We start from the raw sequence: 21862 nt of genomic DNA, 5'->3' as shown, positions 1-21862 counted from the left end.
CTCTCAATCCGAAAAGACGATGCGGCCGGCGCGACGGCGCGCCTGCAGCCAGCCGATGATACCCGAGCGCATGCGGGCCACGAAGCGATCCCAACCCGTCGGATTGTGGATGATATCGGCGCGGTAGAAGGAGGGACAGAGCACCGCCGCCTCCGAAACCTCGCCGCAATTGCCGCATCCCACGCAATTATTATCGATCGCCGCCACCGGATCGTCCTTCAGCGGGTCGTCGGTATGCTTGACCGACAGCGACGGACAGCCTGAAAGCCGGATGCAGGCGTGATCGCCGGTGCAGACATCTTCGTCGACGCCGAAGCGCTCCTTGACCACGCGCTTGCCCTCCTTCACCGCCTTGGCGAATTGCGGCTTCACGCGGCGCTGTTTGTTGAGCATGCATTCGGAGGAAGCGACGATGATCTTCGGCCCCGGCTCCTTCGAGGTCAGTGCCTCGCGCAGCGTGTCGCGCATTTTCGCCACGTCATAGGTCCGGTCGATCTGGCGCACCCAGGTGGCGCCGATCCCCTTGACGGCACTGACGATGGAATTGTTGGTCTTGCGGCGCGGATTGAGCGCACGCGACGACGGGATGTCCTGGCCGCCGGTCGCCGCCGAATAATAATTGTCGACGACGAGGATGACGCCGTCCTGCTTGTTGAAGACGGCATTGCCGACCGAGGTCGCCAGGCCGTTGTGCCAGAAGCCGCCATCGCCCATCACCGAGATCGCGCGCTTGTCGGCGGCGACATTGAAGGCCGAGGCAGCGGCCGGACCGAGCCCGTAGCCCATGGTCGTGCTGCCGATGTTGAAGGGTGGCAGGATCGAGAAGAGATGACAGCCGATATCACCGGAGATGTGGTGCTGGCCGAGCTCGCCTTCCACCAGCTTCATCGCCGCGAAGATCGGCCGCTCGGGACAGCCGATGCAGAAGCCTGGCGGGCGCGGCGGCACGACTTCGGCCAATGCCTTGACCTTCGGGTCGTTGAGAACAGGCGTCGGGTCCGGCAAAGGCGGCTGGTTGCCGAGCAGCACGCGCTGATGGATTTCCAGGAAATTCTTGATGCCCTTCATCAGTACCGGCGCGGTATATTCGCCGCCCATCGGAAGGACGTCCTTGCCCGCGATCTTCGTCTGGATATCGCGGCGGCGCAGAATGGTGTTGAGAGACTGCTCGATATATTCGGGCGCCCCCTCCTCGACCATCAGCACCGCCTTCTTGTTCGCGCAGAACGCGGCAATCTGATCATCGACCAGCGGATAGGCGACGTTGAGGACATGAAGCGGGACAGCGGAATTGCCATAGACATCGGCAAGACCAAGCTGCTGCAAGGCACGCATGACGCCATTATACATGCCGCCGAGCAGGATGATGCCGACATCGCCCTCGGACGGGCCGAAATATTCGTTGAGCTGGCGCCTCTTGATGAAGTCGACAGCCGCAGGCCAGCGCTTCTCCAGCTTCTCCTTCTCATGCAGGAAGGAAGCCGGCGGCAGCACGATGCGATTGACGTCGCGCACGGGATTTTCCAGCGCCTGCTTCAGCGTATAGGCCGGCCGCTTGTTATCCTTGGCGACGAACTGGCCGTGGACATGACAGCTGCGGATGCCGACTTGCAGCATGACCGGCGTATTGGAAGCTTCCGAGAGTTCGAATCCCACCTCTACCGCCTGAACGATCGATGGCAGGTTCGGGCGCGGATTGAGCAGCCAGATCTGCGACTTCATCGCATAGGCATGGCTGCGCTCCTGCATGATCGAAGAGCCCTCGCCGTAATCCTCGCCGATGATGATCAACGCGCCGCCGGTGACGCCGCCAGACGACAGGTTGGAAAGCGCATCGGAGGCGACATTCGTCCCCGCCGTCGATTTCCAGGTGACGGCGCCGCGCACCGGATACATGACCGAGGCCGACAGCATGGCGGCGGCGGCGGCTTCCGATGCCGAGGTCTCGAAATGGACGCCCAGCGCCTCCATCACCTCCTTGGCGTCGGCCAGCACGTCCATGAGGTGGGAGATCGGCGACCCCTGATAGCCACCGACATAGGAAACACCCGACTGCAACAGTGCCTTGGTGATCGCAAGGATGCCCTCGCCGCGGAAGATGTCGCCTTCCCCGAGCTTCAGATCCTCGACCTCGCGCGCAAAAGACCGCTCGGCCATAGACGTTACCCCTTTGCCCTGAAGGCTTCCTTTAAATCATTTGCAAAATCATATTTTGAAGATTTGACGACTGTCAACGAACAAGTGAGCGAGCGCTGCCTGATGTGACTTCATGGCGGCTTACGATGATCGAAACAGCACCATGCCTGCCTTCATGCGTTCGGCAATCAACACTCATATATATGCAAATACATGAAACATGCGCAGCACCGGAGCATTTCGCTATTTGAGGCGGAAGCGCTGTATCTTGCCCGACTCCGTCTTCGGCAGAGCCTCGACGAAGACGATGGAACGCGGATATTTGTAGGGCGCGATCACCGCCTTGACGTGATCCTGCAACGCCTTGACCAGCAGATCCGATCCGGCAACACCCGGCATCAGCACCACATGCGCCTGAACGATATGGCCGCGATCCTCGTCCGGCTTGCCGACAACGGCACATTCCAGCACATCGGCATGCGACAGAAGTGCCGATTCCACTTCCGGCCCGGCAATATTGTAGCCGGCCGAAAGGATGATGTCGTCGGACCGCGCGGCGAAATGGAAATAGCCTTCTTCGTCCTGAATGAAACTGTCGCCCGTCAGGTTCCATCCGTCCTTGACATAATCGGTCTGCCTGTCATCGGCGAGATAGCGGCAGCCGATCGGACCGCGCACCGCCAGTCTGCCGATGGTGCCGTGCGAGACCTCGTTCATATCGTCATCGACGACGCGTGCCTGATAACCGGCAAGCGGCCTGCCGGTGCAGTTCGCCCTCGCATCGTCAAGCCGATTGGAAATGAAGATATGCAGCAGCTCGGTCGAGCCGATGCCGTCGAGGATCGGCTTGCCGGTCTTGCGCGTCCATTCCTCGAAAATCGGTCCAGGCAAGGTCTCGCCGGCCGAAACCGCGATGCGCAGCGAGGAGAGATCCGCGCCCTCGTCCATGGCGGCCAGCATGGCGCGATAGGCTGTCGGCGCGGTGAAGCTGATGGTCGCGCCGTATTCCTGGATGATCTCGACCATGTTCTTCGGTGAGGCATTTTCGAGGAGCGCCGTCGATGCTCCGAAGCGAAGCGGAAAGACGACCAGACCGCCGAGCCCGAAGGTGAAGGCGATCGGCGGCGAGCCGATGAAGACATCGTCCGGCGTAACCTGCAGCACTTCCCTGGCATAGGCATCGGCGATGATCAGAATATCGCGATGGAAATGCATCGTCGCCTTGGGCACGCCTGTCGATCCCGAGGTGAAACCGAGCAGCGCCACATCGTCCCGCCCCGTCTTTGCCGCCTCGTAACGCACCGGCTTGTTGAGCGCGATACGGTCGAGTTCGGCATCATGATTGGCCGTGCCGTCGAAACCCACGACTTGCTTCAAATGCCGGCTGTCCTTTGCCGCCGCGACCAGCTCCGCCAGCAGCCTCGTATCGCAAAGCGCCAAAGAGATCTGCGCCTTGTCGATGACTTTCGAAAGCTCCCCCGCCCGCAGCATCGGCATGGTGTTGACGGCGACGGCACCGACCTTCGTCACCGCCAGCCAGCAGGCGATCATTGCCGGATTGTTGCCGGAGCGGATGAGAACGCGATTGCCGGGCTTGACGCCAAAGTCTTCGGCAAGCGCGTGGGCGATGCGGTTGGTCCAGTCCGTCAATTCCTTATAGGTGCGGCGCCGGCCATTGCCGATCAGCGCCACATGGTCGCCGAAGCCCTTTTCGACCATCCGGTCGCTGAGTTCGAACCCGGCGTTCAGCCATTCGGGATAGTCGAAACCATCCAGCAGCAAGTCGGGCCATGCCTCCGAGGACGGCAGATTGTCTCGTGTGAATGTATCGCTATGGCCGGTCGGTCCCAGCATTGCCTTGCTCCCACATTCTTCTCGATCAGATCGCCACCCTTGCCGCTTTCCCCTTCGGCATGCGTCGCGCGATCAAAAAGATCGCACTGACGGTCACAATGTTCAAGAAAGAAATTTTAAGTTTAAAATATTATTAGCCTACCCTTGATTCAAAAGGACATTTTGGAATTTTCGGTGTATTTTGATGGCCAACGGCCTGCGGCTCCGGCAAGATGCGTCTTGACGGGTGGCAACGACAATATATTTTAAACTTAAATGAATTTGGAGCCGGTCTCGGCGCCATGGGAGAGAAGCGATGCGCATCGTCTGTATCGGCGGCGGCCCTGCGGGACTTTACTTCGCGCTTCTGATGAAGAAGCTCCATCCCGAACATTCTATCCGCGTCATCGAACGCAATCGCCCCTATGACACTTTCGGCTGGGGCGTCGTCTTCTCCGATGCCACCATGGTTTCCATGCGCGAATGGGACCCGGAAAGCGCCGCCAAGATCGAGGACGCTTTCAACCACTGGGACGATATCGAAGTCTGGTTCAAGGGCACGCGCCAGCGCACCTCCGGCCACGGCTTCGTCGGCATCGGCCGCAAGAAGCTGCTGAACATCCTACAGAAGCGCTGCGAGGCACTCGGTGTCGAGCTGATCTTCGAAACCGACGTCGCCTCCGACCTCGATTTCCCCGACGTCGATCTGATCATCGGTTCGGACGGTCTGAATTCGAAGATCCGCAATCACTATCCCGAAGTCTTCCAGCCGGACATGATCACCCGTCCGAACCGCTATATTTGGCTCGGCACCAACAAGCTCTTCGATGCCTTCACCTTCGATTTCCGCAAGACCGCGCATGGATGGTTCCAGGCGCATATCTACAAATTCGACGACAAGACCTCGACCTTCATCGTTGAAACCACCGAGGAAGCCTATCTCGCCCATGGTCTCGACAAGATGGACCAGGACGGCTCCATCGCCTTCTGCGAGAACCTGTTTTCGGAGGTGCTGGACGGCGCCCCGCTGATGACCAATGCCCGCCATATCCGCGGCTCGGCCTGGCTGAACTTCAACCGGCTGATCTGCGGCAAATGGAGCCATTTCAACGGCAACGCGCATGTCGTGCTGATGGGCGATGCCGCCCATACCGCGCATTTCGCCATCGGCTCCGGCACCAAGCTCGCCATCGATGATGCCATCGAGCTGACGCGGCAATTCCAGATTCATGGGCACGGCAAGGACAAGATACCAGCCATTCTCGCAACCTATGAAGACATCCGCCGCGTCGACGTCGCCCGCATCCAGAATGCGGCGCGCAACGCGATGGAATGGTTCGAGGTCGTCGGACGTCGCTATGCCGACACGCTGGAACCCGAGCAGTTCATGTATTCGATGCTGACCCGCTCACAGCGCATCAGCCACGAGAACCTGCGGCTGCGCGACAGGGACTGGCTGGAAGGCTACGAGCGCTGGTTCGCCAGGAAATCCGGCCTTGCCGTCGGCAACGACCGTTGCCTGCCGCCGATGTTCACGCCCTATCGTCTGCGCGATGTCCAGCTCATTAACCGCATCGTCGTCTCGCCGATGGCGATGTATTCGGCCGAAAATGGCGCGATGAACGATTTTCATATCGTCCACCTCGGTTCCCGCGCTCTCGGCGGCGCCGGCCTGATCTTCGCGGAAATGACCTGCGTTTCGCCCGATGCCCGCATCACGCCCGGCTGCCTCGGCCTCTGGAACGAGGAACAGGCGGCGCAATGGAAGCGGCTCGTCGAATTCGTGCACACCAACAGCGCTGCCAAGATCGGCATCCAGCTCGGCCATGCCGGCCGCAAGGGCGCGACGAAAGTCGCCTGGGAAGGGATTGACCAGCCGGTTGCCGACGGTGCGTGGCCGCTGATCTCGGCCTCTGCCGTTCCCTACCTCAAGAACAGCCAGGTGCCGAAGGCCATGGACCGCGCCGACATGGATCGCGTCAAGGCCGATTTCGTCCATGCCACGAAACTGGCCATCACCACCGGCGCCGACTGGCTGGAACTGCACTGCGCCCACGGCTACCTGCTGTCGAGTTTCCTGTCGCCGCTGACCAATCTGCGTAACGACGACTATGGCGGCAGCCATGAAAACCGCGCCCGCTATCCCCTGGAGATCTTCAAGGCGATGCGGGAAACCTGGCCGCAGGACAAGCCGATGTCCGTCCGCCTGTCCTGTCATGACTGGACCGACGGCGGCAACACGCCGGAGGATGCGGCGATCTTTGCCGGTATGTTCAAGGAGGCCGGCTCCGACCTGATCGATTGCTCGTCCGGCCAGGTGTCGAAGGAAGAAAAGCCGATTTACGGCCGCCTGTTCCAGACGCCTTTCTCGGACAAGATCCGCAACGAGATCGGCATCCCCACGATTGCCGTCGGCGCGATCTCGGAGGCCGACCACGCCAATTCGATCATCGCCGCCGGCCGCGCCGATCTCTGCGCCGTCGCCCGCCCGCATCTGGCCGACCCCGCCTGGTCGCTGCACGAAGCCGCCAAGATCGGCCTGACCGCGATCCCCTGGCCGAAGCAATATCTCTCCGGCAAGACGCAATATGAAACCAACCTTGCCCGCGCGGCCGCCACCGCGCCGGCGAAGTGAGGCCCCGATGACGAGAGCAGGCAAACTTGCGGGCCGTCACGCCCTCGTCACCGGCGCCGGTAGCGGCATCGGCGCCGCCATTGCGCGGGCGCTTGCCGCCGAGGGCGCAAACGTGACGCTCGCGGGGCGACGCAAGGAACCGCTGGAGACCGTCGCCAGCGAGATCGGTGTAGGCGCTTTCGTTGTTGACGGTTTCGACGTCGCCAGCACCGAAGCGATCGCCAAGGGCCTGGCTCTTTCCCGCGAAAAATTCGGCCCCATCGATATTCTCGTCAACAATGCCGGCGAAGCGCCGAGCGCACCGTTCGAAAAGACCAGCCTGGAGATGTGGAACCGCGTGCTGACGGTCGACCTCACCGGCGTTTTCCTGGTAACGCAAGCCGTGCTGCCAGACCTGAAAGCCCATGGAGCCGGCGCGCGCATCGTCAACATCGCCTCCACGGCGGGCCTGACCGGCTACGGCTATGTCTCCGCCTACGTCGCCGCCAAGCATGGCGTGGTCGGCCTGACGCGTTCGCTGGCGCTGGAGCTGGCAAGGACCGGCATCACGGTCAATGCCGTCTGCCCCGGCTTCACCGACACGCCGATCATTCAGCGCTCGATCGAGACCATCGTCGCCAAGACCGGACGCACGGCGGAACAGGCGCTTTTGGAATTCACCAAACACAATCCGCAGGGACGGCTCGTCAAACCGGAGGAGGTTGCCGACACCGTTCTGTGGCTGGCATCGCCGGCGGCGGCATCGATCAATGGACAGGCAATCGCGGTTGCCGGCGGAGAGGTTTTGGCGGGATGAGCGAACAGGACATGACGATGCGGGGCCATCTTGTGCCCTTCAACACCTATGTGGCCCGCCATTTCCTCTGGGAAGTCAGCGAGGACGGCCGCGTCGCCACCATCCGGCTGAACCGTCCGGACCGTAAGAACCCGCTGACATTCGACAGTTACGCCGAGCTGCGCGATCTCTTCCGCAATCTCACCTACGCGTCCGATGTGCGCGCCGTGGTGCTGACCGGTGCCGGCGGCAATTTCTCCTCCGGCGGCGATGTCTTCGAGATCATCGAGCCGCTGACCCGCATGGCCATGCCCGAGCTGCTCGCCTTCACGCGCATGACCGGCGATCTCGTCCGCGCGATGCGCAAATGCCCGCAGCCGATCGTTTCGGCCGTCGACGGTATCTGCGCCGGGGCCGGCGCCATCCTCGCCATGGCCTCCGATCTGCGCCTGGCGACGCCCGAAGCCAAGACCGCCTTCCTCTTCACCCGCGTCGGCCTTGCCGGTGCCGACATGGGTGCCTGTGGCATCCTGCCCCGCATCATCGGCCAGGGGCGCGCCGCCGAACTGCTATTCACCGGCCGCTCGATGTCGGCGACGGAAGGCCATGCCTGGGGGTTCTACAACAGCCTGCACGCAACCGCCGATCTGGAGCAGGAGGCCGTGAAGCTCGCCCAATCGCTCGCCGACGGCCCCTGGTTCGCGCATGGCATGACCAAGACCATGCTGAACCAGGAATGGGCGATGGGCATCGACGAAATGATCGAATCCGAGGCACAGGCCCAAGCGGTCTGCATGGCGACCCAGGATTTCCGCCGCGCTTTCGAGGCCTTTGCCGCCAAGCGCAAGCCGACATTCGAGGGGAACTGAAGCTATGTCCGCTCTATCAGCCCTCCCCGGCCCGACACGGGAGCATCTGGATTGGCCGTTCTTCGAGGAGCGTCACCGCGCGTTCGCAGCCGAAGTCGATGCCTTCGCCGCATCCTCGGCCATGGCCGATATCGACCATGGCGATGTCGACGCCGCCTGCCGCAAGCTGGTCAAGGCGCTCGGCGACGCCGGCCTCCTCGCCGCCGCAACCGGCACCTCCCACGACGACCCGCTGATCGATTCCCGCCTCGTCTGCATCGCCCGCGAAACACTGGCCTGGCATGACGGCCTTGCCGACTTCGCTTTCGCCATGCAGGGCCTGGGCACCGGTGCAATCGGCCTTTCCGGCTCACCCGAGCTGCGCGCCGCCGTGCTGCCGAAAGTCCGCGCCGGCGACTGGCTCGCCGCCTTCGCACTGTCGGAAAAAGGCGCCGGCTCCGATGTCGCGGCCATGAGCTGCGCGGCCCATGCCGACGGCGACCATTATGTTCTCGATGGCGAAAAGACCTGGATTTCCAATGGCGGCATCGCCGACGTCTACACCGTCTTTGCTCGCACCGGCGAAGCGCCGGGCACACGCGGCATTTCTGCCTTCGTCGTCTTCGCCGACGACCCCGGCTTCTCGATCATGGAGCGCATCGAGGTGATCGCGCCGCATCCGCTGGCGACGATCCGCTTCGACAATTGCCGCATCCCCGCTTCGCGCCGCCTCGGCGCACCGGGTGAAGGCTTCAAGATCGCCATGCGTACGCTCGATATCTTCCGTGCCTCGGTGGCTGCGGCCAGCCTCGGCTTTGCCCGAAGAGCATTGGACGAGTCGCTCGCTCATGTCCGAACCCGCCGCATGTTCGGCGCAGCGCTCGGCGACCTTCAATTGACCCAGGCCGCCCTCGGCGACATGGCGACCGGCATCGATGCGGCAGCCCTCCTCACCTACCGCGCAGCCTGGCGCCGCGACGTGCAGCATTTGCCGACGACACGCGAGGCCGCCATGGCCAAGATGACATCGACGGAAACAGCGCAAAGCGTCATCGACCGCGCCGTCCAGCTCTTTGGCGGCCGCGGCGTGAAATCGGGCGAGATCACCGAAAAGCTCTATCGGGAAATCCGGGCGCTCCGCATCTACGAAGGCGCGACGGAGGTCCAGAAACTCATCGTCGCGCGCGAACTCCTGAAGGCCAATTGATGGGAGACGAGACGAGACGCCACGCGATTTTCGACCGGGCCGGCCGGCAACATCCTCGCCCGTACCACGACCGGCATGGCCGCCACGCCGCACTGACCTCTTATCTGGAGACGACCGATGCATACCATCCTGCAACCTGAAGGCTGGGCCAAGCCGATCGGCTATGCCAATGGCATGGCGGCGACGGGCCGCATGGTGTTCGTCGGCGGCCAGGTCGGCTGGAACGCGGCTTGCGAATTCGAAAGCGACGATTTCGTCGAGCAGGTCCGCCAGACGCTGAAGAACGTCGTCGCCATTCTCGCCGAAGGTGGCGCCGAGCCGACGCACATCACCTCCATGACCTGGTATTTCACCGACAAGCGGGAATATCTCGATAATCTCAAGGCTGTCGGCCAGGTCTACCGCGAGACCATCGGCCGGCATTTTCCGGCCATGGCCGCCGTGCAGGTCGTCGCTCTGGTCGAGGATCGCGCCAAGATCGAAATCCAGGCGATCGCCGTCATCCCGCAATAAGCTTACTGGAAGAGACGGAACGAACCCATGTCGGCATTGCGCTTCTCGGACACCGTCTCGGCGAAATTGGCGGACGATATCCTCGTCGTGACCATCGACAATCCGCCCGTGAACGCCCTGTCGGCCGATGTCCGTGCCGGCCTCATGGTGGCGCTCGATCGCGCCGAGGTGGACAAGGCCGTCACCGCCATCATACTGACCGGCGCGGGCAGCACCTTCATCGGCGGCGCCGATATCAGGGAGTTCGGCAAGCCGCCGGTCGAACCGACCCTGCCACAGCTCGTCGCCCGCATCGAGGATTTTGCCAAGCCGATCGCCGCCGCCATCAACGGCGTAGCGCTGGGCGGCGGCCTCGAAGTGGCGCTTGCCTGCCATCGGCGCCTTGCCAGTCCCGACGCAAAGATCGGCATGCCGGAAGTCAAGCTCGGCATCGTCCCCGGTGCCGGCGGCACGCAACGCCTGCCGCGCCTGATCGGCACGGCCGCCGCCGTCGAGCTGATCGCGAACGGACGCGTCATCCCGGCTGGCGAGGCACAGAGACTCGGCATCCTTGACGATCTGAGCGACGGCGCGCTGATCGAGGATAGCATCACCGCCATAAGACATGCGGCGATGCCATCCTTGCGGCGGACCGGCACGCTGCCCGTCCCGCCCGAAACGAGCGAGAGCATCGACAAGGCCGCTACCGAAGCGATGCGCAAGGCGCGTGGCCAGCGCGCGCCTGCGGAAGCTATCCGCCTCGTTCGTCTTGCCGCGACGACATCGCTTGCCGATGCGCTTGCGGAAGAGCGCCGCACCTTTGTCGAGCTGCGGGACGGCGAGGAAGCGGCCGCCCTTCGCCATGTCTTCTTCGCCGAACGCGCCGCCGGCAAGGTCGAGGGTCTGGAAAAGGTCTCGCCGCGCGGGATCGAAACCGTCGGCATCGTCGGCACCGGCCTGATGGGCTCGGGCATTGCAGCAGCAGCGCTCAATGCCGGCTATCGCGTCATCGGCGTCGAGCAGACACCCGAAGGCGCCGACAAGGGCCGGGAGAGGATCGCCGGCCTCCTCGACAAATCAGTGCAATCCGGCCGCCTCGATGCGGCAGGCCGGGAAGAGCACCTCGCCCGGCTGACGGTCTCTGCCGATGCGGAGGAACTCGCACAGGCGGACCTTGTCGTCGAAGCCGTCTTCGACGATCTCGCCGTCAAGACCGCACTGTTCCAGCGCCTGGACGGGATCATCCGCGCCGACGCGATCCTCGCGACCAACACCAGCTACCTCGATCCAAACGTCATCGCCGCGGCGACCGCCCATCCGGAACGCATCGTCGGCCTGCATTTCTTCTCGCCCGCCAATATCATGCGGCTGCTGGAGGTGGTGAACTGCAAGAGGACCGCGCCGGATGTGCTGGCGAGCGCACTCGCCTTCGCCAAGCGCCTCGGCAAGCTGCCGATCGTCTGCGGCGTCACCGAGGGTTTCATCGGCAACCGCATCTTTTCCGCCTATCGGCGCGAGGCCGAATTCATGCTTGAAGACGGCGCGCTGCCGCAGGAGATCGATGCGGCGCTGGAGGCCTATGGCTTTCCGATGGGCCTCTTCGCCGTCTATGACATGGCCGGCCTCGAAATCGCCTGGGCGCGCCGCAAGCGGCAGGCGGCCACGCGCGATCCGGCCGCCCGCTATGTCGTCATCGCCGACCGCCTCTGCGAAGCCGGCCGCTTCGGCCAGAAGGTGGGGCGCGGCTGGTACGCCTATTCGCAGGGCCGGCGCAGCGTCGATCCAGAGGTGACGGCGAAGATCGAGGCTGCCCGCAAGGAAAAGGGCGTGACGCCGAGAGGCTTTACCACCGACGAGATCGTCGCCCGCCTGTTGCGGGCCATGGGCGACGAAGGCAAGGCGCTGCTATCCGAGCATGTCGCCGCTCGCCCCGGCGATATCGATCTGGTCATGATCAATGGCTACGGCTTTCCCGCGCACAAGGGCGGCCCGATGTTCGCCGCCGGCCATCGCTGAAAGGCTCAAGCGGCCGACGACAGCAGCGTGAACAGCTCCTGCGGCCGGTTGACGCCACGCAGCGCATAGCGCCCGACCGAGACGAGATCGTTGCTCTGCTCCGCCGCCGACAGGGCTTCGACGAAATTCGCCGACATCAGGATATTGCGGTCGGCCGAACGGCACATGGAGGCGATACGGCTGACCTCATTGACGGCTGGGCCGATAACGGTGAAATCCAGGCGGTCCATGCTGCCGATATTGCCGTAGAAGACATCGCCGATATGCAGGCCGAGATAGACCTCGGTCACCGGCCGCCCCTCGATCTGCCGCTGCGCGTTGAGATCGCGCAGGCGCTGGCGCAGCAGCGATTCCGCCATCAGGGCCGCGGCGCAGGCGTCGCCGGAATCCCTCGCCTTGAAAATCGCCAGCGTGCCGTCGCCGATCAGCTTCAGCACATTGCCGCCGGCCTCGTGGATCGAGGAGATCACCGCGTCGGCATAGGCATTCAGCATCGGAATGATCTCGTCGGGCTCGGCCGTATCCGAAATGCGCGTGTAATTGGCGAGATCGGAGAACCACAGCGCCGCCGAGATGCGCTCGGCCTTGCCGCGCGTGATCTTGCCCTCGAGCACATGGCGCGCGGCATCCTCGCCGAGATAGACCTCGGCGATCGTGCGCGCGATGCGCCCCATGCCGGTGCATTTGATCGCCAATGCCAGAGCCGGCGCAAGTTTGCGCAGCACGCGCAGGTCCTCGTCCGGGAAACCCGCGGCGGCCGCGGTGGCGAAATTGGAATAGAAACAATCCATCTCGCCGATCGTGCCGCCCGCCTCGAAGCGGTGCACCATCGCGATATAGTCGGTGTGACCGTCGTTCAGCAGCGTGTCCAGGCCGAAGAAATCGGCCGGATCGCCAAAACCGATGCGCCGCCGTACCTCTTCCCCACCGGTCGTCAGCATATGGTAGAAGGAGGTGCGCAGCCAGTTCTCGGCAGCGATCCCCTGATGGGAAGGCCCGTATTCCAGCTCGCGCTCGATCGATTGGTTGCCGTCCCAACGGAAGGCGCGGCCTTCATAGACAGGATGCAGCGTGTCCATCAGCGCCATGGCGCGATCGACCCGCAGTCCGTGGCGACAGCAGGCCTCGCAGAACCCCGCCAGGATATCGGCCTCTCCCATGCCCTTGAGGCCGCTCTGCATGAGCCAGCCGGCGATTTCGCCGATGTCCTTGTCGTTCATGGATTGTCTCCCGACTCCCGAAAGGATTCGCTTTAATACGAAATATGTAGGCTTGGAATGCAGTGCAACCCAAATAAACCGGCTGGAGACCGACAATCGTCGCCCCTGCGGCGCAGAGACGGCGATTTGACGCGTGAAAAGAACACATGCCACCAGCCTCGGCGATGGCCACCGAGGCGGCTCCGCGACGGCAGGCTCAGATCACGCCGCCATTGGCGCGCAGCACCTGGCCATTGATCCAGCCGCCATCGGGGCCGGCAAGGAAGGAAACGGCGGCGGCGATATCCTCCGGCGTACCGAGGCGTTCCAACGGGTTCATCCTGGCCATGCGGTCGATCAGCTCGTCGCTCTTTCCATTGAGGAAGAGATCGGTTGCGGTCGGACCGGGCGCCACGGCGTTGACCGTGATCGACCGGCCCCGCAATTCCTTGGACATGATGCCGGTCAGCGCCTCGACGGCGGCCTTGGTGGCGGCATAGACGCCATAGGTCTCAAGCTTGAGACCGACGACGCTGGTGGAGAGATTGATGATGCGGCCGCCGTCGCGCAGGCGCTTGCCGGCCTCGCGCAGCGTATTGAACGTACCCTTCAGATTGATGGCGATCTGTCGGTCGAAATGGGCATCATCGGCCTCGGCGATCCTGGCGAGCTGCATGATGCCGGCATTGTTGACCAGCACATCCACGCCGCCAAATGCGGCCTCGGCCGCATCGAACATGTGACCTACGGCTTCGGCGTCGGAAACATCCGCCTTGGCGATCAGCGCCTTTCCGCCCTTCTCCTCGATCCCGCGGACCACCTCGGCAGCCGCGGCTTCGCTGCCGGCATAGTTGACGACGACCGTGAAGCCGTCCTTTGCCAGACGTTCGGCGATCGCGGCGCCAATGCCGCGGGAGGCTCCGGTCACGATGGCTACCCTGTTGGAGTTATTGGTCATTCTCTTCATCCCTCATGGCTCGGCGCCGCAGCGCGTTTCTATGAGGAGAAGATGCCCCTTTTCATCTGACGGATAATCATCCAATAATCGGCATCACTATCCGAAATAGCCGAACAAATCGAAATGGACAGATTCGATGCCATGCGGGTATTTTCCCGCGTCGTGGAACGGCGCAGCTTCACGCTGGCCGCCGAGGACTTGGGACTGCCACGGTCGACGGTGACCGATGCCGTCAAGCGATTGGAGGCACGGCTCGGCGTGCGGCTGCTGCAGCGAACGACGCGGCATGTCAGCCCGACGCTCGACGGCGAAGCCTATTATCAGCGCTGCCTGCGCATCCTGTCCGACATAGAGGATGCCGAGGGCGCCTTTGCCGGCGCCAAGCCGAAAGGCCTGCTGCGCGTCGATGTGCATGGCACGCTCGCACGCCATTTCGTGCTTCCGAACCTGCCGTCCTTCCTCGCGACCTATCCCGAGATCGAGCTTCATCTCACCGAAGGAGACCGTTTCGTCGACCTGATCCGCGAAGGCATCGACTGTGTGCTGCGCGTCGGGGCGCTGCAGGACAGCGACATGGTCGCGCGCCGCCTCGCCATGCTGGACGAGCTGACGCTGGCAGCCCCCGCCTATATCGAGCGCCATGGCATGCCCCTGCACCCGCAGGCGCTCGACAGCCACCGCATGGTCGGCTTCCGCTCCTCCGCCACGGGCGGCCTGCTGCCACTGGAATTCACCGTGGATGGCACCGTCCGCAATGTCACCCTGCCCGCGACGGTCGCCGTCAATGCCGCCGAGAGCTATTTTGCAGCCGCCAAGCTCGGCCTCGGCCTCATCCAGATACCGCGCTACCATGCCGAACATGCCCTGAAATCCGGCGAGCTGATTTCCGTCCTCAAGGATTTTCCGCCGACCAGAACACCGGTCTCCATGCTCTATCCCCGCAACCGCCAGCTCTCCCCGCGCGTCCGCGTCTTCATCGACTGGCTCGTCGCCATTTTCGCGCGGCAGGCAAGCGCACAGGAGCCGATGGATGAATATTCCTCGCAATCGATCAAATAAATGAAAACCGTCCTTTGAATGTGGCAGTCGCGCACCTACGTCGAAGGCATATTCCCACGGGCATAAGCCGCCACGATCCGTGATTTGCGAGAGGGATTGATCCATGACCGAACAGAAGCAATTGAAGCTCGGGGCCTTCATGCGTCCCGTCAGCCTGCATACCGGCGCCTGGCGCTATCCCGGCGCCTATCCGGACGCCAATTTCAATTTCAGGCACATTGCAGGCTTCGCGCAGGAGCTCGAAAAAGCGAAGTTCGACGCCTTCTTCATGGCCGATCACCTGGCCGTGCTCAACATGCCGGTCGAAGCCCTTAAGCGCAGCCACACCGTGACCTCCTTCGAGCCCTTCACGCTGCTCTCCGCCCTTGCCGCCGTTACCGAAAGGATCGGCCTGGTCGCGACCGCTTCCACCACCTTCGACCAGCCCTACCACATCGCCCGACGCTTCGCCTCGCTCGACCATATCAGCGGCGGCCGCGCCGGCTGGAATATCGTCACCACGTCCAACCCGGACGCGGCGCTGAATTTCGGCCTCGACGAGCATATGGAGCACGGCGAGCGCTATCATCGCGCCCGCGAATTCTACGATGTCGTCACCGGCCTCTGGGACAGCTTCGCCGACGACGCCTTCATCCGTGATGCCGAGAGCGGCATCTTCTTCGATCCGGACAGGATGCATGTCCTTGCCCACAAGGGCGAGGAACTGAGCGTGCGCGGCCCGCTCAACATTGCCCGCCCGCCGCAGGGCTGGCCGGTCATCGTCCAGGCCGGGCAATCCGACGCCGGCCGTCAGCTCGCCGCCGAAACGGCCGAAGCGGTCTTCGCAGCGCCCCGCAATCTCGCCGACGGCAAGACGATCTTCGCCGACATCAAGGGCCGGATGAGAAAGATCGGCCGCAACCCGGATCACCTGAAGATCCTGCCCGCCGCCTTCATCGTCGTCGGCGACACCATCGAGGAGGCCAAGGCCAAGCGCGCCAAGCTCGACAGCCTCGTCCATTACGACAGCGCCATCGCCTCGCTGTCGATCGCGCTCGGCCATGACGCCTCCGGCTTCGATCCCGATGGGCCGCTGCCGGCGACGCCGGAAACCAATGCCAGCAAGAGCGGGCGCGAGCGGGTGATCGCGCTGGCCGAAGCGGAAAATCTGACCGTGCGCCAGCTCGCCCAGCGCCTCGGCGGCTATGCCGGCCTCGCCTTCGTCGGCACGCCGCAGACGGTGGCCGACGAGATGCAGCAATGGCTGCACGAGGAAGGTTCCGACGGCTTCAACGTCGTCTTCCCCTTCCTGCCGCAGGGCCTGCTCGATGTGACCACCCGCGTCGTCCCGGAGCTGCAACGCCGCGGCATCTTCCGCCGCGACTACGAGGGAACCACCTTGCGCGAGCATCTCGGCCTGCCGCGCCCGGAAAACCGCTTCTTCAAGTCCGCTTCCGAGGCGGCGCAATAAGAGACACCCGATGAGCCATATCACGCCGATCGATTACGATACCGCCTCCGAGGCCGTCCGCACCGAGCATGACCGCGAGGTGGAATTGCGCGGCCGCATGACCAACATGAAGCGCACCCTGCTGCATTCGCCCGTGGCGCACCGCATCTATGCGGAATGGTTCACCCTGCGGGAAGAGCTGCGCCCGGCACTGGACGACCGCGCCGTCTGGCTGTTCTGCCACGCGATTTCGCTGGAAAACCGCGCGATCATCCCGGTCGGCTTCTTCCGGCGCGCGCTCATCAACGCAGGATTGGAGCCGGAGGCCGTAGTGCCGAGCGAGGACGAAGCGCTGCTGATCGATTTCGGCAAGGCCATCGTCCAGGATTCCAACGCCGTTCCCGAGGAACTCTGGGCACGGCTGAAAGCCCGTTATGACGAGCCGACCCTCGTCAACCTCGTCGCCTTCGCCGGCATCATGATCGCCACTGCCGTCTATACCAATGTGGTGAAGGTGGATATCGATCCCGAGCTTGGACCCTATCTGGAAGGGTTTGAATTGCCGCCGAAATAGCGGAAAAAGCCCCTCGCCCTAGCCCTCTCCCCGCACGCGGCAGGGCAATTGCATATGGGGCAGACGAGCACCGGAAACTCCTTCTCCCCAGTGGGGAGAAGGTGGCCCGAAGGGTCGGATGAGGGGGTGGTGCGGCATAGGAAGGATTGCCTTTCGCTTGCGCTCAAGGCTCTCGTCGCTCTGCTCCTCGCCCCCTCATCCGCCCTGTCGGGCACCTTCTCCCCGCTGGGGAGAAGGGGGAGGCTGCGATTTCAGTGCATATGCGATAGCCCTGCCGCACGCGGGGAGTGGGGATGACCTCTGTACCCTCGCCTAGGCTGGCGCTGAGGGGGAATGAGGGCCTCCCTCCGCGACACAAGCCTCACCCCGAAATCACCGTCTCGAACTTCGGATTTCCACGGATCGTGTTGCTCACCGTGCAGATCTCGTCCTCGGCGGCATGCGCGATCGCATTGCGGATCTCGTCGCCGAAATCGCCCTTGATGGTGAAGGCGATGTTGAATTTTTCGACACGCGACAGTCCTTCCGTCGCCTTCTCCCCGATCACGGCGGCGGTGACTTCGGTGAGCTTGTCAAGCACGCCGAGGCCGCTCGCGGCATTGCGGGCACTGAGCACCAGACAGGCCGACAGCGATGCGTAAAGCAGGTCGAGCGGATTGAAGCCCGGCTGCGACGGCGAGGTGACGATATCGATCTCGCCGCCCGTTACCGACGTCACATGCGGAAGACCGGTGCGGCCGAGCGTGGCGGTGGCGCCCGTCCGTCTCGTCTTCACCCTCAATTCGGCCATGTCGAAAATCCTTCGCATAAAAGCATTGAAACTGTTGTTTTGAACATAGGGATTCACCTTGTCCGGCACAATTGGCGTTGTCAGCCCTTGCGCCGTCGCGTCAGTTAAGCCACCAAATAGTTACAGCATCATCGCAGACAGGCAGTTCTCGACATGACCGTTTCCGATCCCCGCGCCTTCCTGACCTCCCTCTTCGACGCCGCCGTCCGCGCCGCCGATCCCCTGACCGGTATCCGCGCGCATCTGCCGGCGAAACCGAAAGGTCGGACGATCGTCATCGGCGCCGGCAAGGGCTCGGCACAGATGGCGGCGGCGCTGGAACAATGCTGGGATGGCCCGCTGGAAGGGCTTGTGGTGACGCGCTACGGCTTTGCCGCGCCCTGCCGCCATATCGAAATCATCGAAGCCGCCCATCCGGTCCCCGACGAGGCCGGGCTCGTCGCCTCCAAGCGGCTGCTGAAAGTGGTCGAGGGGCTTACTGAGGACGATCTGGTGATCGCGCTGATCTCCGGCGGCGGGTCGGCCCTGCTGCCGTCACCGGCCGGCACTCTGACGCTTGCCGACGAGATCGCCGTCAACAAGGCGCTGCTCGCCTCCGGCGCGCCGATTTCGGCGATGAACGTCATCCGCAAGCATTTGTCGACCATCAAGGGTGGCCGTCTTGCCGCTGCCGCCTATCCGGCCAAGGTCGTCTCGCTGGTGGTCTCCGACATTCCGGGCGACGATCCGGCGCTCGTCGCCTCCGGCCCGACCGTGCCCGGCGCCGGCACGCGCGCCGAAGCGCTCGATCTTATCGCCCTCTACCGTATAGACCTGCCCGCGGCCGTCATCGCCCATATCCAGCAGCCGCAAGCCGATGCGCCGCGGCCGGACGATCCGCGTTTTGCCCGTAACGAAGTGCATCTCATCGCCTCGGCCGGCGTCTCGCTGGAAGCCGCGGCCAAGGTCGCGCGCGAAGCCGGTATCGAGGCAGCGATCCTGTCGGATGCGATCGAGGGCGAGGCCCGCGAAGCAGCCCATGTGCACGCCGCCCTCGCCCGCGAGATCCTCAACCGCGATCGCCCCTTCGCCAAGCCGATCGTGCTGCTCTCCGGCGGCGAGACGACGGTGACGCTGACGGGCAAGGGCAAGGGCGGGCGCAACTCGGAATTCCTGCTGTCGCTCGCGATCGACATCGACGGCCACGCGGGCATTCATGCCATGGCGGCCGATACCGACGGCATCGACGGCAGCGAGGACAATGCCGGCGCCTTTGCCGATGCAACCACGGTGGCGCGCCTTCGCAAGGCCGGCCTGGTGCCCGCCGCCATGCTCAGAAACAATGACGCCTGGACGGCCTTCAGCGCGATCGGTGACCTCTTCGTCCCCGGCCCGACCGGCACGAATGTCAACGATATCAGAGCGATCCTGATTGGCTGACGGTCACCTTACGACCGGACGAGCTCGGCACTTTGCGAGCATTCCTCGCAACGCCCGTAGCCGGACGCCGTTGATGTCCAGCGGAAGAAATGCCGGCGGCAATGCGCGCATTCGATTTCGACGACATGCGTCTTTTCGGCAACGACCCGCGGCTTGGGTCTATTCTTGCGGTCGTTCTTCCACTGCTCAAGTTTCGTGACGGCCACGGTTACCCTCCACGCAATACTTCCGCCTCGATCTACGCGTTCCTAAAGTAGACTACCCTGATGAATAAAATATTGCGAGCCTATAAAGCATCGGCCTCCTATATCTTGCATCGACGGCAATACCGGAACGCAGCGGCGTGGCCCGCATTTAATACTGGGCCGTTTCAAAGCCCGACAATGGCTCCGAGTATCACGGCCGCAAGGCCGGCTTTTGCCTAGCCGATCCCGACGAAAACCGGGCTGTTGGCGCGATGGAAATTCGCGTTCCTCGCACTGGACACCATGGCTTTGATGGGCTCCTTTATCCCGACAACAAACTCCGAGAGGGACCATCATGCGCCATTTCCGCCAGCGGGCGATATCCTCGGCAACCATCCTCGCCTTCGGGCTTTTCTCCATAACCACGGTCCAGGCCGCCGCACCACAGCCGGTCGAAGCCGAGCATGGCATGGTGGTGACGGCGCAGCATCTGGCGACGGATATCGGCGTGGATGTGCTGAAGAGCGGCGGCAACGCCGTCGATGCCGCGGTTGCGGTCGGCTATGCGCTTGCCGTCGTTTATCCGACCGCCGGCAATATCGGCGGCGGCGGCTTCATGACCATCCGGCTGAAGGATGGCAAGACGGCCTTCCTCGATTTCCGCGAGCGCGCGCCGCAGGCGTCCACCAAGACCATGTACCTCGATGACAAGGGCAATGTCGTCAAGGGCGCAAGCACGGACGGCTATCTCGCCGTCGGCGTTCCCGGCTCCGTCATGGGCTTCGAGACCGCCCGCGAGAAATACGGCACGAAAACCCGCCAGGAGCTGATGGCGCCGGCGATCCGCTATGCCAAGGAAGGCTTCGTGCTGAACCAGGCCGACGCCGCCGAGCTGAACGAGGGCAAGGCCTGGCTGTCGCGCGATCCGGCAACCGCCGCGATCTACACCAAGCCGAACGGAGCCCCTTTCTCCACCGGCGACCGCTTCACCCAGCCGGACCTCGCCGCGGCGCTGACGAGCATCTCCGAACAAGGGCCGGATGGATTCTACAAGAGCACGACCGCCGACGCCATCGTCAAGGCCAGCCAGGACAAGGGCGGCATTCTGGCGAAGGCGGATTTCGAACAGTACAAGGTGCGTGAACTCGACCCGGTCAAGTGCAACTATCGTGGCTACGAGATCATCTCCTCGCCGCCGCCCTCCTCCGGCGGGGTGATCATCTGCGAAATCCTCAACGTGCTGGAAGGCTACCCGCTCTCCTATACCGGCTACGGCTCGGCCGACACGGTGCACCTCATGACCGAGGCCATGCGCCACGCCTATGTCGACCGCAACTCGACGCTCGGCGATCCCGATTTCGTCGACAACCCGGTCAGCAAGCTGCTGGACAAGAACTACGCGAAGAAGATCCGCGACAGCATCGATCCCTATCGCGCCGGCGTCTCCAAGGACCTGATGCCGAAGGGTCTCGGCGAAAGCCATGAGACGACGCATTATTCGATCATCGACAATGACGGCAACGCGGTCGCCGTCACCTATACGCTGAACGGCTCCTTCGGCGCCGGCGTGGTCGCGCCCGGCACCGGCATTCTTCTCAACAACGAGATGGACGACTTCACCTCCAAGCCCGGCGTGCCGAACCTTTACGGCCTGGTGCAGGGCGAGGCCAACGCCATCCAGCCGAAGAAGACGCCCCTCTCCTCCATGAGCCCGACCATCGTCGCAAAGGACGGCAAACCCTTCATGGTGATCGGCAGCCCCGGCGGTTCGCGCATCATCACCATCACGCTCGAAGCCATCGTCAACGTCATCGATTTCGGCATGGACATCCAGCAGGCGATCGACGCGCCGCGCATCCATCATCAATGGCTACCGGACCGGATCTACACCGAACCCTATGCGCTCTCGCCCGACACGATCAAGCTTTTGACCGGCATGGGTTACGCCGTCCAGATCGGCGGCGACTGGCCGGTCTGGGGCAAAGCAGCCGGCATTCTCGTCGGCGGCAAGAGCCTCAGCGACATCGCCAAGGGCGACGGCGCCCGCTACAACGGCGCGATGGACAGCCGCGCCGGTTCCGGCCTCGCAGCGGGCTACTGATCCCGGCGCAACCCATCCGATACCGGCCTCATTTCACCGAGGCCGGTATCCTCGCCTTCCGGCAAGAGGACACCCGGACACATCGCCTTACATGTAAAAACGAGCCGTGATCGGCATAGAGGCCCGGTCGCGGTCCTTCCGACGCCAGGCGTTCACGGTCTGTGACATTCCTGCCCGATTCCGTCATCTTTTTTCATTTCGATCAA

At 63.4% G+C, this 21862-nt stretch carries 17 protein-coding genes; 11 read left to right on the top strand and 6 right to left on the bottom strand.

Features of this window, described 5'->3' with window-relative positions:
- Positions 1–3: 3 nt before the first annotated feature.
- On the bottom strand, positions 4–2157 hold the full coding sequence (locus FHX11_RS20980) for an indolepyruvate ferredoxin oxidoreductase subunit alpha (RefSeq protein ID WP_184360164.1): 2154 nt from the start codon (positions 2155–2157) through the stop codon (positions 4–6).
- 222 nt (positions 2158–2379) lie between these two features.
- Positions 2380–3990 carry an AMP-binding protein gene (locus FHX11_RS20975; protein WP_184360162.1) on the bottom strand — a complete coding sequence of 537 codons (1611 nt, stop codon included), beginning with the start codon at positions 3988–3990 and terminating at the stop codon, positions 2380–2382.
- 295 nt (positions 3991–4285) lie between these two features.
- Between FHX11_RS20975 and FHX11_RS20970 the strand changes: the two genes are divergently transcribed.
- The 6 genes from FHX11_RS20970 to FHX11_RS20945 all read left to right on the top strand — a co-directional run bounded on the left by FHX11_RS20970 (position 4286) and on the right by FHX11_RS20945 (position 11942).
- Positions 4286–6604 carry a bifunctional salicylyl-CoA 5-hydroxylase/oxidoreductase gene (locus FHX11_RS20970; protein ID WP_184360160.1) on the top strand — a complete coding sequence of 773 codons (2319 nt, stop codon included), beginning with the start codon at positions 4286–4288 and terminating at the stop codon, positions 6602–6604.
- Between the two features lie 7 nt (positions 6605–6611).
- Positions 6612–7400 (top strand): SDR family NAD(P)-dependent oxidoreductase, encoded by a 789-nt coding sequence (locus FHX11_RS20965; protein ID WP_184360158.1) that lies wholly within the window; start codon positions 6612–6614, stop codon positions 7398–7400.
- Positions 7397–8248, top strand: a complete 852-nt coding sequence (locus FHX11_RS20960; RefSeq protein ID WP_184360156.1) for an enoyl-CoA hydratase family protein — start codon at positions 7397–7399, stop codon at positions 8246–8248. Before FHX11_RS20965 ends, FHX11_RS20960 begins: the two co-directional genes overlap by 4 nt.
- Positions 8249–8252: 4 nt before the next feature.
- Positions 8253–9434: an acyl-CoA dehydrogenase family protein gene (locus FHX11_RS20955; RefSeq protein ID WP_184360155.1), complete on the top strand. Its 1182-nt coding sequence runs from the start codon at positions 8253–8255 to the stop codon at positions 9432–9434.
- Positions 9435–9551: 117 nt separating this feature from the next.
- Positions 9552–9947 (top strand): RidA family protein, encoded by a 396-nt coding sequence (locus tag FHX11_RS20950; RefSeq protein ID WP_184360153.1) that lies wholly within the window; start codon positions 9552–9554, stop codon positions 9945–9947.
- A gap of 27 nt (positions 9948–9974) precedes the next feature.
- Positions 9975–11942, top strand: a complete 1968-nt coding sequence (locus tag FHX11_RS20945; protein WP_184360151.1) for a 3-hydroxyacyl-CoA dehydrogenase NAD-binding domain-containing protein — start codon at positions 9975–9977, stop codon at positions 11940–11942.
- Between the two features lie 5 nt (positions 11943–11947).
- Here the strand turns inward: FHX11_RS20945 and FHX11_RS20940 are convergent, their stop codons facing one another.
- Both FHX11_RS20940 and FHX11_RS20935 read right to left on the bottom strand, forming a co-directional pair.
- Complete coding sequence (locus FHX11_RS20940; RefSeq protein WP_184360149.1) at positions 11948–13162, bottom strand: adenylate/guanylate cyclase domain-containing protein; 1215 nt, start codon at positions 13160–13162, stop codon at positions 11948–11950.
- 196 nt (positions 13163–13358) lie between these two features.
- Positions 13359–14099, bottom strand: a complete 741-nt coding sequence (locus tag FHX11_RS20935; protein WP_184360147.1) for an SDR family oxidoreductase — start codon at positions 14097–14099, stop codon at positions 13359–13361.
- 123 nt (positions 14100–14222) lie between these two features.
- Here FHX11_RS20935 and FHX11_RS20930 point away from each other — a divergent pair, with 123 nt between their 5' ends.
- The 3 genes from FHX11_RS20930 (at position 14223) to FHX11_RS20920 (ending at position 17161) form a co-directional block, all read left to right on the top strand.
- Complete coding sequence (locus FHX11_RS20930) at positions 14223–15158, top strand: LysR family transcriptional regulator (RefSeq protein ID WP_184360145.1); 936 nt, start codon at positions 14223–14225, stop codon at positions 15156–15158.
- 103 nt (positions 15159–15261) lie between these two features.
- Positions 15262–16608, top strand: a complete 1347-nt coding sequence (locus FHX11_RS20925) for an LLM class flavin-dependent oxidoreductase (protein WP_184360144.1) — start codon at positions 15262–15264, stop codon at positions 16606–16608.
- A gap of 10 nt (positions 16609–16618) precedes the next feature.
- Complete coding sequence (locus tag FHX11_RS20920) at positions 16619–17161, top strand: hypothetical protein (RefSeq protein ID WP_184360142.1); 543 nt, start codon at positions 16619–16621, stop codon at positions 17159–17161.
- A gap of 361 nt (positions 17162–17522) precedes the next feature.
- Here FHX11_RS20920 and FHX11_RS20915 read toward each other — a convergent pair whose 3' ends face one another.
- The gene (locus tag FHX11_RS20915) at positions 17523–17951 is read right to left on the bottom strand and encodes an OsmC family protein (protein WP_184360140.1); all 429 of its coding nucleotides are present in this window, start codon (positions 17949–17951) and stop codon (positions 17523–17525) included.
- A gap of 153 nt (positions 17952–18104) precedes the next feature.
- On the opposite strand from FHX11_RS20915, the gene FHX11_RS20910 reads away from it, so the two are divergent.
- Positions 18105–19370, top strand: coding sequence for a glycerate kinase (locus tag FHX11_RS20910; RefSeq protein WP_184360138.1), 1266 nt, complete (start codon positions 18105–18107; stop codon positions 19368–19370).
- An 8-nt stretch (positions 19371–19378) separates the two neighbouring features.
- Here FHX11_RS20910 and FHX11_RS20905 read toward each other — a convergent pair whose 3' ends face one another.
- Positions 19379–19576, bottom strand: a complete 198-nt coding sequence (locus tag FHX11_RS20905) for a hypothetical protein (RefSeq protein WP_184360136.1) — start codon at positions 19574–19576, stop codon at positions 19379–19381.
- 334 nt (positions 19577–19910) lie between these two features.
- Here FHX11_RS20905 and ggt point away from each other — a divergent pair, with 334 nt between their 5' ends.
- The gene (ggt, locus tag FHX11_RS20900) at positions 19911–21656 is read left to right on the top strand and encodes a gamma-glutamyltransferase (RefSeq protein ID WP_184360135.1); all 1746 of its coding nucleotides are present in this window, start codon (positions 19911–19913) and stop codon (positions 21654–21656) included.
- Positions 21657–21862 lie beyond the last annotated feature (206 nt).

The sequence above is a fragment of the Rhizobium sp. BK602 genome, from assembly GCF_014195095.1.
Lineage (GTDB): Bacteria > Pseudomonadota > Alphaproteobacteria > Rhizobiales > Rhizobiaceae > Rhizobium.
The sequence above is the reverse complement of the archived record's forward strand: the minus strand, read 5'-3'. Positions and strand labels throughout refer to the sequence as shown.

Coding starts and splice junctions, on each gene's coding strand:
- FHX11_RS20980 (WP_184360164.1), bottom strand. CDS start 2,157: ATGGCCGAGCGGTCTTTTGCGCGCGAGGTCGAGGATCTGAAGCTCGGG.
- FHX11_RS20975 (WP_184360162.1), bottom strand. CDS start 3,990: ATGCTGGGACCGACCGGCCATAGCGATACATTCACACGAGACAATCTG.
- FHX11_RS20970 (WP_184360160.1), top strand. CDS start 4,286: ATGCGCATCGTCTGTATCGGCGGCGGCCCTGCGGGACTTTACTTCGCG.
- FHX11_RS20965 (WP_184360158.1), top strand. CDS start 6,612: ATGACGAGAGCAGGCAAACTTGCGGGCCGTCACGCCCTCGTCACCGGC.
- FHX11_RS20960 (WP_184360156.1), top strand. CDS start 7,397: ATGAGCGAACAGGACATGACGATGCGGGGCCATCTTGTGCCCTTCAAC.
- FHX11_RS20955 (WP_184360155.1), top strand. CDS start 8,253: ATGTCCGCTCTATCAGCCCTCCCCGGCCCGACACGGGAGCATCTGGAT.
- FHX11_RS20950 (WP_184360153.1), top strand. CDS start 9,552: ATGCATACCATCCTGCAACCTGAAGGCTGGGCCAAGCCGATCGGCTAT.
- FHX11_RS20945 (WP_184360151.1), top strand. CDS start 9,975: ATGTCGGCATTGCGCTTCTCGGACACCGTCTCGGCGAAATTGGCGGAC.
- FHX11_RS20940 (WP_184360149.1), bottom strand. CDS start 13,162: ATGAACGACAAGGACATCGGCGAAATCGCCGGCTGGCTCATGCAGAGC.
- FHX11_RS20935 (WP_184360147.1), bottom strand. CDS start 14,099: ATGACCAATAACTCCAACAGGGTAGCCATCGTGACCGGAGCCTCCCGC.
- FHX11_RS20930 (WP_184360145.1), top strand. CDS start 14,223: ATGGACAGATTCGATGCCATGCGGGTATTTTCCCGCGTCGTGGAACGG.
- FHX11_RS20925 (WP_184360144.1), top strand. CDS start 15,262: ATGACCGAACAGAAGCAATTGAAGCTCGGGGCCTTCATGCGTCCCGTC.
- FHX11_RS20920 (WP_184360142.1), top strand. CDS start 16,619: ATGAGCCATATCACGCCGATCGATTACGATACCGCCTCCGAGGCCGTC.
- FHX11_RS20915 (WP_184360140.1), bottom strand. CDS start 17,951: ATGGCCGAATTGAGGGTGAAGACGAGACGGACGGGCGCCACCGCCACG.
- FHX11_RS20910 (WP_184360138.1), top strand. CDS start 18,105: ATGACCGTTTCCGATCCCCGCGCCTTCCTGACCTCCCTCTTCGACGCC.
- ggt (WP_184360135.1), top strand. CDS start 19,911: ATGCGCCATTTCCGCCAGCGGGCGATATCCTCGGCAACCATCCTCGCC.